This is a genomic window from Streptomyces sp. NPDC005728, from assembly GCF_040630895.1.
GTDB lineage: Bacteria > Actinomycetota > Actinomycetes > Streptomycetales > Streptomycetaceae > Streptomyces.
In genome coordinates this window covers 1-15,476 of record NZ_JBEXYL010000140.1, presented here as the reverse complement: position 1 = coordinate 15,476, position 15,476 = coordinate 1, and the positions used below count along the sequence as shown (strand labels likewise).

Here is a 15,476-nt window from a genome sequence, read left to right as displayed (position 1 = left end):
CTCTTCGTCCTCAAGGCCTCGGCGTAGCACGTCCCGCAGGGCGTGATCGTCCTCAACAACCAGGATCTTGGGTCGCATGATCCTCCGTCGGCCCTGTGGCTGTTGTCGTACTCGCGATGAACCCGACCATGCGACGGCCTGGCCGGACTGTGCCGTCCCAGCGGCCGTCATCGCACTCAGGGCTGCCCGCACCGCCGGGATGAACCGGGCCAGGACAGTTGCCTCGGCGTACCCGCTGGCGGCTGAACGAGGCCGGATGGAACGAAGAGGTCATGCGGTACGAGCCCTTTCCCGGCGGCTCAGCCAGCGAGAGCGTACAGATGGAAGCAGATGACTTCAGAAAAGTAGACCGTCTACCTAACTGTAGACGAATGTCGGTTCCGCAACGTTCCCGAGTGACGGATGCCGCGCGAAGGCCATCCGTGGTCACACAGTCGCCCGACCTCGAAGCCGCGTTCCGCGCATGTGTCGAGGATGCGGGGGAGGGCGCCCAGAGGCTTGTCGGACTACCGGCCGCCTGGCTCCTCGCCTACGCCAGGACCTCGACATCCTCGGCGTCTGGCTCGGACTCCTCACCGGTTTCGCTGCCACCGCCACCCTCCTACCGCGCCGTTACAACAGCGCACTCACTGCTGCCCAGCCAGTTCCGGCAGCGACACCTGCCTGACCTGGGGTCGGCGCAGCGATGCCGTGGCGCAGGCAGGTGTGGCCGTAGGCCGAGCATCGCGGCGAGGGGCCATGTCACTCTGATGGACGTCAGGCCCACAAGCTCGCATCCCTGCCGACGCGGGCCGGCCTGAGGTGCGATGGGCCGGAGTGCGCGCCAGGGCACGGTGGCTCCACAGGAGACGAGTGCAGCGCACACGGGAACCCGGACGGCGAGCGGCTGCATCCGCGCCGGCCCTCAGTCGAGTTCGAGTCTGTACCCGTGCCCGCGCAGCGTCGTGATGTCAGGTACTCGAGCGGACCGCGCCGCCACGCCGCTGAGCCGGCGCCGCAGCCCCGCCATGGTGACGTCGAGTGTCTTGGTCGAACCGAACCAGTTCTCGTCCCAGACCTCGGCCATCAGCGTCTCGCGGGACACAGCCTCGCCTGCATGCCGGGCGAGGACCGCCAGCAGTTCGAACTCCTTCGGGCGCAGCTCCACCTCCTGTCCTTGCACCGAGCAGCGGCGCGCCGTGATGTCGATGACCAGGTCGCCGAGCCGGATCGGATCCTGCGGTGGTGGGGCGATGGGGCGGCGGCGTAGGTGGGCCCGCAGCCGTGCCAGCAGCACGGACATACTGAACGGCTTGACCAGGTAGTCGTCGGCACCGGCGTCGAGGCCCGCGATGACGTCGATGTCCTCTGTACGCGCGGTGAGGATGAGGATGAGCAGATCGGGGAAGCGGGCACGCAGCATGCGGGCGACGTCGAGACCGTTCATGTCGGGCAGACCGAGGTCCAGAAGCAGCACGTCGTACGCGGACTGTGTGGCCTCGGCGAGGGCTCCCGACCCTGTGCGGCTCCAGGAGGGCGCATAGCCGTTGTTGCGCAGTCCGGTGTCGAGGTGTCTGCCGATGGTCTCGTCGTCCTCGACGACAAGGATCTGTACAGGACGGGATGGACCGGCGTTCGCTGTCGCGGGCGTGCGCATGGTCGGCAGCGTAGAGCGCGTCGGCACCCTCACAGATCCCGCAGTTCCTCCACGGCGGGTCGGCCGGTCCCGCGTGCTCCGTTCAGGGCCGCCCCTACGACGGCCGCTGCGGCAGCGAGAGCGGTCAGTGCCAGATAGCCGCCGGGTACGGCGAGCGAGGCGGGGGGTGGGTCGAACACGCCGGTCAGTACCTTGACCAGCATCTCCGACAGAGCCCAGCCGATGAGTGCGCCACCGACCAGGCCGGTGACGGCCAGCAGGAGAGCCTCGGTGAGGACCATGCCTCGCAGTTGCCGCGGGCGGGCGCCGAGCACCGTGGCGATCGCGAAGGTGCGACGGCGCTCCGCGAGGCCGAGCGCGAGGACGAGCCCGCCCGCACCGGCCGCGAGCAATACCGCGAAGACGAGTTCGATCCGGGTGAGCCCTGCGAGATCCACCGAGGTGAGACTGGTACCGACGGTTCCCCGTGTCTGGGTGATGTCGGTGACGGTCGCTTGGGTGCCGAGGTGCTGCCGCAGCCGCGCGGCGACCTCCTTCTGGTGGGTGCCACCGGTGTCCATCAGGAATGCGCCCACGGCGTTGCTGCCGGTCGCCTTTGCCACATACGAGGCGTTGGCGATGAAGAAGCTGTCCTTGGGCGCCGTCGGGAACTCCTTGGCGATCCCCGCGTAGTGGAAGGGCACCGTGCGAAGTGCCTTGGTGCGGCTGTCCTGGATGCGGAGGTTGACGGTGTCGCCGGGCGCCAGCTGGAAGTCGTGCACAGTCTCCTCGCTGACCAGCAGCCCGTCGGGCTGACGAGCGAGGCGCTCCATGAGCGTGCGGGCGCTGCCACCGGAGAAGTACGCGTCCTGGAGCGACGTCGCCGACGCGATCGTGTCGGGCCTTACCCCGTAGAGGTCCTGGAGGTCGGAGCCGACGTAGGCGAACCGGTGCTGGATCGGCTCGACATGCCGCACGTCCTGGACCTTCAGTGAGGCTGCCGCCGAAGGGGGTGTTCGGGCTCCGGGCGGCTCCGTGACGGTGACGTCGGCACCGTTGGTCAGTCGTGCGTCGGCCTCCGCCTGTTGCCGGTAGGTCGCGTTGAAGGTCGCTGTGGAGATCGCGAAGGACACTGCGAGCGCAAGCAGTACGACCGAACGAGCCAGTGGACGCCTTTGCCGGGAGAGCATGGCCGCCGTCGTGCCTGCGAGGTTCGATGCGAGCGGCCGTGACAGCCAGGTAAGCGCTCCGCGGGCGTGGGTCAGGGCGAGAAGGGTGAGGCGCCACAGCAGGAGCGCGGCCCCGACCCACAGCAGTGCAGGGCCCAGGAACGCCCAATAGGACACGGAGATGCTCGGCACTCCCTCCGGGGCGAGCACGAGGGCGTACTGGTTTCCGGACGAGGCCCGGAAGACCAACCAGGAGCCGATCAGCAGCGCGAAGTCGAGCCCGTAGCGTATCCACCACATGGAGCCCGTACCGCGCCGGGATCGGAGGGTGTCCGCGACGGTCACGGTGCGCAGGTCGCGCAGTGCGGGGACGAGCACCGCTCCGGCAGCGATCCCAGTGCCCAGCATGAAGGCGAGGGCGTACCAGGTGATCCACGAGCCCGCCTGTGTCCCGAATGAGGTAGAGCCGAAAGCCACGTGCCCCGTCAGCGCGGCCACTCCGAGTCCGGCCAGGCCGCCGATGACACCGACGAGGCCGGCTTCCCAACCCGCCAGGGCCGTGATGCGCCGTGGCCGCATCCCGCGCAGCCGCAGCAGGCCCTGTTCATGACGACGACGTTCGCCGCCGGCGGCGGCCACGGAAGCGGTCAGCGCAGCAGCCAGCACGGCGCCGGGAACGCCCAGGAACAGGAAGAGGATCTGCGCGTAGAGGGCGTCCTGGCGGGCGGAGTCGAGGGCTGCACCCAGGTTGTTCCCCACGAGGGCTCCGCCTGAAGCGTGGGCTTCCAGATTGCGGGCGGCTCCGGTCACTGCAGTGAAGGCAGCGGCAGGGTCGGCAGGCAGCCGCGCGTCGCGGGAGGCATGGATCTGGGTGGTGACGGCCGCTCCGCTCGCGTGGACGATCAGTGCGTCGAAGGCGCCGGACGGCAGCAGAACGACGTTGTCGGGAGGCGCGGTCGGCTGGGACTGAGCGGGGGCCCCGACCTTCTGGAACAGCGAGTCGGCTTGAGGGAGATCAACGACGCCGGCCACCCGGACCTGTCGCGTTCCTGCCCCGGACAGTCGGATACCGATGGTGTCTCCGGGAGCGACGTGCAGGTTGGAGGCCGTCTGTTGCGCCAACAGGACCCCTTGTCTCGCGCCGGCCAGGGGCCGGACTTCGCCCGGGAAGAGCCGCTCGTAGCCATTGGGGATGCCGAGCACCATGCCGGGGCCCGTCGTCTGTGTGCTGGCGTTGGTCTGTGCCGTGAACCCGCTGCTGTGGGCATAGCCGACAGGGACGGCGATGCGGGTGCCGGACGTATGCCGGACCAGGGACAGAATCTGTTGGGCGTCTGTGCCGGGCTGCACCTCGACCTGCCAGTCGACAGCGACCGAGCGCAGGGCGCGCTGAGTCATCGTTGCCTTCGAGGCGGTGAGGAAAGATCCGAGTGCCGCGATGAGGGCGACGGCCAGCGCAATCCCCCCAGCGGCGGCCAGGAGCCGACCCGTGCGGTGTCGGGCCAGGCCGCGGACCCATGCGGTGTTCATCAGGGGGCCTCCGTGTCGGGTGCGGGGTCAGCCGCGGCCATCAGGCGTCCGTCGCGCATGTTCAGCTGGGTGGTCAGGCGCGTGGCGATCGCCGGGTCGTGGGTGGTGACGACCAGGGCTGCGCCTGTGGTGTCGGATGCGGTCAGCAGAGCGGTCAGGACATGTGCGCCTGTGGCGTGGTCGAGCCGTCCGGTCGGTTCGTCGGCGAGGATGAGGCGGGGGGACTGGGCAAGGACGCGCGCGGCCGCAACGCGCTGCGCCTGCCCACCCGAGATCTCCTCCGGCAGCCGGTCGGCGAGATCGGCCGCGTCCACCAGGGCCAGCGCCGCAACGGCCTCTTGGCGCGCCTGCGTGTCCGCCATCCCGGCGAGCACCAAGGGGAGGGCGGTGTTCTCCGCAACGTCGAGGGCTGGGATCAGGCTGTCTCCTTGGAAGACGAGCCCGATGTGCCGGGGGGCGTCTTGCAGTCCGGGCCAGATGACGGTCCCGCTGGTCGGCTGCTCCAGGCCGGCCAGAAGATGCAGCAGGGAGGACTTGCCCGAACCCGAGGGGCCGACGATCGCAAGCCGGTCGCCTGGCTTCAGGGACAGGGTGGCCCCGTGCACGGCGACCACGGCGTTGGTACCCCGGCCGAAGGTGAGGGCAGCGTCCTGGCAGGAAACCAGAGTTTCCGCAGGGAGCTCGGATTCCGGGGCGGAGAGGCGAGCCTGGGTGTTCTGGCGATTCAGGGGGTTCTGGCGGTCATGCGGCGACATCGCTCGCCCTCCCGTCGTCCAGGGCGATCACCCGGTCGGCGACCCGCACAGCCTCTCGGCTGTGCGTCACGATCAGCACCGCACAGCCGAGGCCGGCGCGAGCGCGCAGCATGCCCAGAATCCGTCGTTCGGTGTCGCCGTCCAGTTCGCCGGTGGGCTCGTCCGCGAGGAGGACATCGGGAGAATTGGCGAGCGCGACTGCCAGCCCCGCCCGTGCCAGCTCGCCGCCGGACAGTTGCTGGGGCAGCGCGTGCGCTCGACCTGTCAGACCGACCTGTTCAAGGAGGTCCAGGGCGGGCACGCCGGGCCGGCCGCGAACGGAGCTTTGCGCGAGGCGGACGTTGTCGAGCACGCTCAGGTGGGGCACGAGATTGCGACTCTGCAGGAGTACGCCGATGTGGCGTGCGCGTAGCTGAGCCCGCTCCGTCTCGGGGCGGTGACTGATGCGCACGCCGGAAACACGTACTTCGCCGCCCGAGGGCTCGTCGAGGCCGGCCAGACACGACAACAGAGTGGACTTTCCCGCCCCGGACGGCCCGACGACAGCAACCGTCTCACCGCGCCCGACTTCGAGGGACACCCCGCGCAGAGCGAGGGTCTCCTCTTCCCCGGCGCGGAAGAACCGGTACAGCTCGCGCGCGGCCAGGGCCACGCCCGACGGATGCGGGAACGAGGGCTGTGACGGAGGGGGAAGCGGGGAGCGGGACTCTTGAACGGACACGAGAATCCCTCTCACTGCCATGCGAAGGAGTCGCTGATGATGCGCCAGGGGTCCACGTTGTCTGCGTTGACGGGCCCGGACAGCGTGAGGTCCACCTCGTGCCCCTGGCGGTAGAAGGCGTACCGCTCGAACGCGTCGCGAACAACTTTGCCTGTCACCGGATCGGGGGCGGAGTCGCCCTGGTACTTGAGGAGGACGACCGGTCCGGCATGCCGCTTCACCTGTGTCACTTGTGCTCCGCTGAACTTCGGTACCTGGCCGCTCAGTTGTGGAACGACCTTGTTGGTGACGGAAGCGACGGTGGGCGCGGAGGATGTCGAAACGGTCTCGACGCGAACGCGATTCAGCTTGTCCGTGAAGACGGCAGCGGTACCTCTTTGCGTGCGTGCCCATCCCTCGGGCACCTTGATCGTGAATCCGCTACCGGTCGGCCGGTAGGGGACGTAGGCCTGATTGTCAGGGATGTCGCCGGGCGGATTCGACTCGGTGGGCGCGGCAGCGTTGCCGGCCATACTGGCCGGGGCGGAGCCAGAACCCGATCCGGCGGAGGATCCGGAGCAACCGGTCGTCACCGCTGCGAGGAGTACGACTCCGACCACCCCGTAGATACGTGCGGGTGTCATGACCACTGCCTTCCTGGGGAAGTATCTGAGGGCCACCCGGGAGCGGGCGGACGGTCATGACAGCGACGCTAGGCATCACCCGGTAAGGGGTCCGCTCGGCGAGGGTTAGACGACGGCAAAACCGCGTGGCGGGCCCCCTGCCAGAGCTCCCCGGCCCCGCATGATGAGGTCATGAGACAGCGTGTCGTGCGGGTGGCGGTCACCGCGGTGCTCGTTGCGCTGTTCCTCCTCGCGATTCCTCTGGCACTCGCGATCAGGTCGTCGCTGTACGCCGATCGACGCGACAGCCTGGAACGGTCGGCACTTGCCGCGGCCGTCCGCGTCAACCCTGACTACGCGGCCGGTGACCCCGTGGAGATGCCGCCGCCGGGGGCGGGCGAGCGCCTCGGCCTCTACGACCCGGCCCTCAGGCTGCATGCCGGCAGCGGACCCCGGTCCGGCGACGCCGCGGTACGCCGGTCACTCGACGGCGTCATCGCCCATGTCGATTCGGGCGGCGAACTCGTCGTCGCCGTGCCCGTCTCTCATGACGAGAAGGTCATCGGCGTGGTTCGGGCGTCCTCGGCTGTGTCGGCTGTGCGTGACGACGTCCTTGTCGGCTGGGCGGTACTTCTCGCAGCAGCTGTGCTGGCCCTCGCCGTCGGTGTCTTCGTCGCCCGGCGCCAGGCACACGCTCTGGCGCAGCCGCTGGAGGAACTGTCCCGCCACTGCCAGGCGGTCGCCGCAGGAGACCTGGCCTCCCGTGCCGCGCCGAGCACCATCGCGGAAATCGACCAGGTTGCCCGCACACACAACGACATGCTGCACAACCTGTCCGAGCTCCTGAGGCACGAAAGAAATTTCACGACCAATGCCTCGCATCAACTACGAACTCCGCTGACCGGACTTCAGCTCACCCTGGAAGCAGGCCTCGCCCAGGATGACGACCGCCTGCTGCGACCTGTCCTCGAAGAGGCGCTGGCAGGCACTCGGCGTCTGCACCGCACAGTGGAGGAGGTGTTGCGCCTGGCCAGTGCACCACGCCCGCGAAACCAGGCGACACCGCACCGGCCGGTGGCAGAGCTTCTGGAGGAGACGGACGCCCTCTGGCACGGTCTGTTCGCTCAGGACGGCAGGCGCTTGGAGTGCAGCGTCCACGACCTCCCGGCCGACCTGCGTGTCCCGGGGGCAGCCGTTGCAGAGATTCTGGGCGTCTTGCTGGACAACGCACGCATGCATGGGCGCGGGAGCGTCCGCGTCGCCGTGCGGGACCTTGAGGAAGCCGTGGCCGTCGATGTCACCGACGAGGGCGTCATGGGCGAAGAGCCGGCGCGACTGTTCGCCCGCGGTCACACGGGTGGTGCTGCGAGCGGCACCGGCATTGGTCTTGCCCTCGCACGAGATCTGGCCATCGCCGTGGGGGGACGCCTGTTCCTCGCCTGTGCCGATCCCACGACGTTCACCTTGCTTGTCCCCGTTCGAAAGGAGCGACGGGACATGAAGAGGCCGAACGGGGATGGCGAGATGCAAGATGGCCGGGACGGCCCAGACCGGTGACGTGGGGCCAATAGGCCAAGGTCGCACTCGGCAATGGAAGTTGTCCGATATGAAGGAGAAAGAACTTCTGGTTCCGCGGGTGAATCCGTAGACCGGTGGGAGATCCGCCTGGGCCAACGCCGACTACCCGTACGCGGCGCGCCACCGCTTTGCCAGGAACTTGTCAGTTCCAGCGGGACGGCAAGAGACAAACGTAAAGGCAAGGAGAGTTCTCTCCTTGCCACTCTCAACGTATAGCGCACCGGGGGGCTTGCGGCAAGACCCGGGTGGTGGCGCAGAATCGTCGGCCGAAGCCACAACCTGCGGAAATGAGGGCACGACGTGCGTGTGTTGTCGACGCATGGGGGACGCGGTGACGTCGAACCAGTGGTGGGACCGGCAGTGCGATCGCGAGCGCTCGGGGCTGTGGTGCGGGGGTGCGCGCCGCCCGAGGGGGCGGAGCGGCCCGCCGACTCGTCGGAGGGACGCCAACCAGCGATGAGGACGTGCCCGGCAAGAGGTTCGACAGAGCTGGAGGCGCCGGTCATTCGATCGGCCGGTGCAGTGCAACGGAGCACGGCTGCCTCGGAGGTATCACGATGATCGAGCAGTACGTGTGGGATCTTCAAGAGGTTGACGAGAGGCAGGTCGCGGTCGTTGGCGGCAAGGGCGCGCACCTGGGCGGGCTGTCGCGGATCGAAGGCATCCGCGTGCCGGGTGGCTTTTGCGTGACGACGGACGCCTTCCGGCGGATCATGGCGGAAGCGCCGTCGATCGACGATCGGCTCGATCAGTTGTCGCGCCTGAACCCGGACGACCGGGAGGCGGTCCGCACGCTCAGCGCGCAGATTCGCCAGACCATCGAAGCGATTGCCGTCCCGGGCGATCTCGCGGCGGCGATCACCCGCGCGCTCGCCCAGCTGGGCGAGCAAGCCGCCTACGCCGTCCGATCCAGCGCGACGGCTGAGGACCTGCCGACGGCCTCCTTCGCCGGCCAGCAGGACACGTACCTGAACGTTGTGGGGGCGGCGGCGATCCTCCAGCACGTCAGCCGGTGCTGGGCCTCGCTGTTCACCGAGCGGGCCGTGACCTACCGCCAGCGCAATGGCATCGACCACCGTACGGTCCACATGGCCGTGGTCGTGCAGCAGATGGTCTTCCCGCATGCGGCCGGCATCCTGTTCACGGCCGACCCCGTCACGGGCAACCGGAAGGTTGCCACTGTGGACGCCGGCTTCGGACTCGGCGAGGCCCTGGTTTCCGGCCTGGTGAACCCGGACGTCTTCAAGGTGCGACACGGAGAAGTCGTCGCCAAGGCGATCGCCGCCAAACAGCGTGCCGTTCACGCCCTGGCGGCCGGCGGTACGCAGGAAGTGGCGATCGAGGTGCAGCGGCAGGAGCAGCCGGCGCTGACGGATGCGCAGGTCGTGCGGCTCGTGCAGCTCGGGCGACGGATCGAAGCGCACTTCGGCCGCCCGCAGGACATCGAATGGTGCCTGGTCGACGATGGCTTCCAGATCGTTCAGAGCCGGCCCATCACGACGCTGTTCCCCATCCCCGAGACCGGCGACCAGGCCAATCACGTCTACGTCTCCGTCGGTCATGGGCAGATGATGACCGACCCCATGAAGCCCCTGGGGCTCTCCATGTGGCAGCTGACGGCCATGGTGCCGATGCACGAGGCCGGGGGGAGACTGTTCGTCGACGTCACCCGGCGGCTGGCCTCGCCCGCGAGCCGCGCCGGCCTCCTGGACGTCATCGGGAGGGGCGATCCGCTGACCAGGGACGCTCTGGAGACTGTCCTCGACCGCGACGATTTCGTCCCGTCGCTCCCGGACGCGGGTCCCGGCGGGCCGCCGGGCGGCGGTGCATCCGCCCCGATCGAGACCGATCCGGCCATCGTCACCGAGCTGATCGAGCGCAGCCAGGTGTCCATCGCCGCCCTGGAGCGCGACATCCGGACGAAGACCGGACCGGCGCTGTTCGACTTCCTGCTGGAGGCCTTCGAGGAGCACAAGCGGGTCCTCAGTGATCCGCTGAGCATGCAGGCGATCATGGCGGGGATGGAGGCGACGTGGTGGCTCAACGACAAGCTGCAGGAGTGGCTGGGCGAGAAGAACGCGGCTGACACGCTGACGCTGTCCGCCCCCGACAACGTCACGTCGGAGATGGGACTGGCGCTGCTCGACGTCGCGGACGTGATCCGCCCGCAGTCGGAGGTGGTGGCGTTCCTGCAGGGCGTCGAGGACGAGGGCTTCCTGGACGAGCTGGCGAAGTTCGCTGGCGGGACCGAAGCGCGCGACGCCATAGAGGCCTACCTCGACCGGTACGGCATGCGTTGCGTCGGCGAGATCGACATCACGCGGCCGCGTTGGCGCGAGCGCCCCACCACGCTCGTGCCCGTGATCCTCGACAACGTCAGGAATTTCGAGGCGGGCGCCGCCGAGCGGCGTTTCGAGCAAGGACGGCAGAAGGCGCAGAAGAAGGAACAGGACGTGCTGTCACGCCTGCGGGCCCTGCCGGACGGGGAGCAGAAAGCCGACGAGGCCAAGCGGATGATCGACCGGGTCAGAACCTTCATCGGGTACCGGGAGTATCCGAAGTACGGCATCGTCAGGCGCTACTTCGTCTACAAGCGGGCCCTGCTGGAGGAGGCCGAGCGTCTCGCGCAGGCTGGCGTGCTGCCCGAGATGGAGGACGTCTTCTACCTCACGTTCCAGGAGTTCCACGACGCCGTACGCTCGAACCAGGTGGATGACCAGCTCATCCAGCAGCGCAAAGACGCGTTCCGGTCGTACCACGCGCTCACACCGCCGCGGGTGCTCACATCGGATGGTGAGGCCGTCACCGGGGCGTACCGGCGCGACGACGTGCCGGCCGGCGCCTTGATCGGCCTACCGGTCTCCGCCGGGACCATCGAGGGAAGGGCCCGCGTCATCCTTGACATGGCGGAGGCCGATCTCGAAGCGGGCGACATCCTGGTCACGCCCTTCACGGACCCCAGCTGGTCGCCGCTGTTCGTCGGAATCGCGGGCCTGGTGACGGAGGTGGGCGGGCTGATGACCCATGGCGCAGTGATCGCCCGGGAGTACGGCTTGCCGGCCGTCGTGGGCGTGGAGCAGGCCACCCGCCTGATCCGGGACGGGCAGCGGATCCGCGTGCACGGAACCGACGGGTACGTCGAGATCCTGCCTTGACCGACCACACCGAGCAGCCCCATTCGCAGCTTCCGGCTGAACAACGCCGAGCAGTCGATCCCTGCGGCACCGGGGTCTCCCCATGCCGACGGCAGCAAACGGCCTGGTCACCGCGATGGTCCTGATCGTGACAACCTGACCGGCCAGCTGTCCGGTGGGTGATCGAGGGAGTAGGAAGAGCCTCTGAGCTGCAACGATAGGACGTGCAGTGGGGTCCTGCACGTGGTAGCGGGAGAGGCACTTCCCAGGTGGATACCAGAGCGGGATGACCAGCAGAGGGATCGCCGGGAGCCGTGTCAGCCGCACGGGCAGTGCGCTCGGGCGCCTCAGGACGCGGCCCAGCTCACGGACAGTGACCTGGAGACCGGAGCCGAGAACAGCACCGACGACGGCAGGCATGGGGCGGCGGTCAGCAGCAGGCGCAGGAGTGGCCCGGGCGTGGCGTACCCACGGACCGGGCGAGGGAGAAGTACGGCGGCGCGGCCCGATCGGCGCCGTAGCCAGGCGGTCGCCCGGTCGGAACGTGCTGGGGTAGTGGTCGGCACGGCGCGATGCTGCTCATGCGGCACGAGTGGGGCCGGTGACGGTGGCAGTCAGGATGCGTTCAGGTAACCGATGGCACAGTCGGGCGGCATGACCTATGAAACGTCTGAAAATCCGATGGTTCCAGGGGTAGGCACCCAGCAGCGAACTGGCGAGCAGCCGGCCGGGGCTGGCTCTCATCGCCTTTCACCCGAGACCCTTCGGACGCCTGCCAGGCAGATGCTGAACAAGGTTCCCGAGGTCACGATCTGGTTCTGGATCATCAAGATCTTGTGCACCACGGTCGGCGAGAGCTTCGCCGACTGGATCAACATGAACCTCGGCGTTGGCCTGATCAACACCGCATTGATCTTCACCGCCGTGCTGGCAGGCGTCTTGGGCTGGCAACTCAGCACCAAACGCTACATCCCGTTCGTGTACTGGCTCACCGTGGTGGTGGTGAGCGTGACCGGCACTCTCTACACCGACATCCTCACCGACAGCCAGGGCGTTCCCCTCGCACTGAGCAGTAGTGTGTTCGCCGCCGTCCTCGCCGTTGTGTTCGGCATCTGGTACGCGCGTGAGCGGACCCTGTCGGTCCACAGCATCACCACCCGTCCCCGTGAACTGTTCTACTGGCTCGCGGTCCTGGTCACTTTCGCTCTCGGCACCGCCACCGGCGACTGGACCCTCGACCTGACCGGCTGGACCCCGGGCGTCTCCGTGCTCCTGCCTCTCGGGTTGATCGTCGCGATCGTCCTGGCCTGGCGCCTCGGCGCCAACGCAGTGCTCTCCTTCTGGCTGGCCTACATCCTCACCCGCCCGCTCGGCGCCAACCTCGGCGACTGGCTCGGCTCGCCCGGCGGCGACGGCGGCCTGGGCCTCGGCACCGCGGTGACCAGCGTGATCTTCCTGGCCGCGATCCTTGCTACGGTCGTGTACCTCACGCTCAGCCGGAGCGATGTGATCGAAACCCACGACCCGACCGATGTCCCCCGAGCGCTGAACCCGGCGCGCGAGCGGATCATGCTCGGCTACTACGCCGTTGTAGCGGTCGCAGCTGCGGCGCTTCTCGCCTGGGCGCACCATCAGCCCCACGCGGCCGCGGCCGGCGAGGATGACGCCCCCGCGCCTGTAACCGCCCATCTCACCCCGGAGCAGGCGACGTCACCGTTCCCTCCCCGTGAGATCGCGAAGTTCCGCACGATCACAGCTGACACGCTGGCAAGGCTCAATTCGGGCAATCAGCGAGCCGCGACCACCCGAGTGACCGACCTCGAGACCGCCTGGGACGATGACCAGCCCACACTCGAGCCCAAGAGCGAGCAGGCGTGGCACTTCCTCGACAGCGAAATCGACCAGGTCCTGACGGCACTACGCGCCCCGAACCCCGACAAGGCCGCCGAGGCCAAGGCACTCAACACGCTCCTCACCTCACTCGGCTGACCAATCGAAATGACGGACTGCCCCGACACATCCCCTGTGTCGGGGCAGTCAACATCCCGTTCAGGGCAGCCAACAATCGCAGTGACGCTGGGATTCCACAGTGCAGCATTGGATCACCCCTCCGGCTCACCGCTGCCGTCACGGCGACCGGCTCGGCACCGAGCAGCCGGTTACGTCACACAAGACGTCAACGGACCCTGCGTCGACCTCGAAATGGCCTACATCCGGGATCGAAAGTCCGGCGTGTCGACGAGACGTTGGCGCGTGTCGGGTCGCCCGTACGTCCTGGCTTGCCCTGCCGTCGGAGCCTGAACGTCAGTGTTGAGCAAGCCACCGCTGCGAACGTCGAGACGAGCCCGCCGAGCAGCAAGGGCGAGCGTGCGACGTAGCAGTCGGAGACGAGGCCGACCAGTGGTGCGCCGACGGGGGTGCCGCCGAGGAGTACGAGGAAGTAGGCGGACAGGACACGGCCACGCAGATGCGGTTCCGCGTGGAGCTGGATGAGAGAGTTGGCGGTCATCGTGACGGTCACGGAGGCGTAGCCGGTCGGAACGAGCAGGGCCAGGAACGTGTCGTAGCCGGGCAGCAGGCCCAGAGTTGCCTCCAGCAGACCGAAGACGACCGTGGCAGTGATCAGACGCCCTGCCGTGGGCGGCCGTTTGATCCTTGCGCCGACTATCGACGTGCCCGGCTTGCTTGCCGAACATCTCAATGCCACCGAGGTCGCCGAGATCCGCGAAGCGCTGCGCGGTGGCAGGAGGATCCGCCGCGGGCAGGGCTACTCGGTCCGCGTCAGCGCACCGCTCGCGCTCCACCAAGCCGCACTCAAGCAGTGCGCCGCACTCGCCGACGGTGGCTCCACCCCGGCCGGGCGCAAGGCGTACCGCACGTATGCCGACTCGGATCGCTGCAGTGTCAACGGCTCCCTAATGATCTCCGGCGGACAAGACTCTTCCCCGATGGCGCCCGGCTGCCGTCACTGCAGTGTTTCTCCTGGTGCTCGTTCTGCGGATTCGGCGAGCTGGGCGGCCAGATGCTTGAGCGCCTGCCGTAGTTCGTCGGGATGGTGGATGGTGAAGGGCCATTCCAGGGAGGCAAGCAGGTGCGCCATACCGTCCAGCCGTTCTGCCCGCGCGTGCATCAGGACGCCGGTGGGCTGGGCGGTGAGGGTTACCGCTGAGCGAGGCAGCCGGCGGGCGATCTCATCGAAGGGGCCATGGATCGTCACCTCGACCCGCCAGCGGTAAGGCCCCTGGGCGAGGGTCGAGGTCAAGTGGGCCACGGGGTCGAAGCCGTCGGGTGCGGTGAAGCTGTCGGCTCGGGAGGTGACGGAGGCGATGCGGTCGATGCGGAAGGTACGCAGACTGTCGCGGAGGTGGTCATGGCCGACGACGTACCAGCGGCCGGTGTGAAAGACCACGCCGTAGGGGTCGATGTCGCGTTCGGTGTGTTCCTGGCGCCAGGACTGGTGGCTGATACCGACGGTCGTGCAGGCGCGGGAAGCCTGGGCCAGAGCCAGCAGGACGCCGGTTCCGGGTGCCTGACCGATCACGGCGTTGGCGGTGAAGGACAGGGTCTCCCGCATGGCGGCGAGCGGTTCGCGCAGGGCGTGCGGAAGCACCCGCTCGATCTTGGCCAGAGCACCGGCACTGGCCGGCGCGGCAGTCCCCATGCCCAGACGTTCTGCCGCGAGCAGGCCAAGGACCACGGCGAGAGCCTCGTCGTTGGTGAGGACCAGAGGTGGCATCCGGTAGCCGCGGGCCAGTCGGTAGCCGCCGTAGCGGCCGCGTGCGGCCTCCACAGGGATGCCCAAGTCGCGTAGGTGAGACGTGTACCGACGCACCGTGCGGACGTCGGTGTCCAGACGGTCGGCCAGCTCCGCCCCGGTGAGCCGGACGTTGGACTGGAGGAGTTCCAGCAGGGTCAGCACACGGGTCAGGGGATGCGACATGGATCACTCGGCATTTCAGGGCGGATTCTGTCCTGTATCAACTTTACGCTCCCCGCAGTACCGACTTCTGGGAGAGCACATGGCCACCTTCGTACTCGTTCCTGGCGCCTGGCTCGGGGCATGGGCCTGGGAAGACACCGCCCGTGCTCTGCGGGAGGGCGGCCACACGGCGCTGCCACTGACACTGACCGGCCTGGCCGAGCATGCAGACCAGGGCGGACCCCAGACAGACCTGGACACGCACATCGCGGACATCACCGGATTCGTCGAGCGAAACGATCTACGCGACGTCACGCTGGTCGCCCACAGCTACGCGGCTGCTCCGGTGACCGGGGCACCCGTCATCCATGAGCTCACCCCGCCGCTGAGCAAGCAGGCATCAGGGATCGCAGCCCAGGTGTACGCCCGGTCGCACGATCTGGAACAACTGAA

General features: G+C 68.3%; 11 protein-coding genes and 1 pseudogene. 4 read left to right on the top strand and 8 right to left on the bottom strand.

Annotated elements, in window-relative coordinates; genetic code table 11:
* From ABZ471_RS43760 to ABZ471_RS43735, 6 genes and pseudogenes are all read right to left on the bottom strand, one after another.
* Positions 1–78, bottom strand: a pseudogene (locus tag ABZ471_RS43760) (DNA-binding response regulator); the annotation flags it as partial.
* An 826-nt stretch (positions 79–904) separates the two neighbouring features.
* Positions 905–1,636, bottom strand: coding sequence for a response regulator transcription factor (locus tag ABZ471_RS43755; protein ID WP_359074739.1), 732 nt, complete (start codon positions 1,634–1,636; stop codon positions 905–907).
* Between the two features lie 29 nt (positions 1,637–1,665).
* The gene (locus ABZ471_RS43750; protein ID WP_359074738.1) at positions 1,666–4,314 is read right to left on the bottom strand and encodes an ABC transporter permease; all 2,649 of its coding nucleotides are present in this window, start codon (positions 4,312–4,314) and stop codon (positions 1,666–1,668) included.
* A complete protein-coding gene (locus ABZ471_RS43745) occupies positions 4,314–4,928 on the bottom strand; it encodes an ABC transporter ATP-binding protein (protein ID WP_359074737.1) in 615 nt (204 codons plus the stop codon). The genes ABZ471_RS43750 and ABZ471_RS43745 overlap by 1 nt, the downstream gene beginning before the upstream one ends.
* Positions 4,929–5,055: 127 nt before the next feature.
* The gene (locus tag ABZ471_RS43740) at positions 5,056–5,721 is read right to left on the bottom strand and encodes an ABC transporter ATP-binding protein (protein ID WP_359074736.1); all 666 of its coding nucleotides are present in this window, start codon (positions 5,719–5,721) and stop codon (positions 5,056–5,058) included.
* Between the two features lie 80 nt (positions 5,722–5,801).
* Positions 5,802–6,302, bottom strand: a complete 501-nt coding sequence (locus ABZ471_RS43735; RefSeq protein ID WP_359074735.1) for a hypothetical protein — start codon at positions 6,300–6,302, stop codon at positions 5,802–5,804.
* A 282-nt stretch (positions 6,303–6,584) separates the two neighbouring features.
* On the opposite strand from ABZ471_RS43735, the gene ABZ471_RS43730 reads away from it, so the two are divergent.
* The 3 genes from ABZ471_RS43730 to ABZ471_RS43720 all read left to right on the top strand — a co-directional run bounded on the left by ABZ471_RS43730 (position 6,585) and on the right by ABZ471_RS43720 (position 13,093).
* A complete protein-coding gene (locus tag ABZ471_RS43730) occupies positions 6,585–7,949 on the top strand; it encodes a HAMP domain-containing sensor histidine kinase (RefSeq protein ID WP_359074734.1) in 1,365 nt (454 codons plus the stop codon).
* Positions 7,950–8,527: 578 nt separating this feature from the next.
* On the top strand, positions 8,528–11,125 hold the full coding sequence (gene rph / locus ABZ471_RS43725) for a rifamycin-inactivating phosphotransferase (RefSeq protein WP_359074733.1): 2,598 nt from the start codon (positions 8,528–8,530) through the stop codon (positions 11,123–11,125).
* A 633-nt stretch (positions 11,126–11,758) separates the two neighbouring features.
* The gene (locus ABZ471_RS43720; RefSeq protein WP_359074732.1) at positions 11,759–13,093 is read left to right on the top strand and encodes a hypothetical protein; all 1,335 of its coding nucleotides are present in this window, start codon (positions 11,759–11,761) and stop codon (positions 13,091–13,093) included.
* Between the two features lie 187 nt (positions 13,094–13,280).
* Here ABZ471_RS43720 and ABZ471_RS43715 read toward each other — a convergent pair whose 3' ends face one another.
* On the bottom strand, positions 13,281–13,805 hold the full coding sequence (locus ABZ471_RS43715) for an MFS transporter (RefSeq protein WP_359074731.1): 525 nt from the start codon (positions 13,803–13,805) through the stop codon (positions 13,281–13,283).
* Between the two features lie 264 nt (positions 13,806–14,069).
* Positions 14,070–15,044 (bottom strand): YafY family protein, encoded by a 975-nt coding sequence (locus ABZ471_RS43710; protein WP_359074730.1) that lies wholly within the window; start codon positions 15,042–15,044, stop codon positions 14,070–14,072.
* Between the two features lie 79 nt (positions 15,045–15,123).
* Here ABZ471_RS43710 and ABZ471_RS43705 point away from each other — a divergent pair.
* The coding region (locus ABZ471_RS43705) for an alpha/beta fold hydrolase (protein ID WP_359074729.1) at positions 15,124–15,476 on the top strand (353 nt) is incomplete at its 3' end.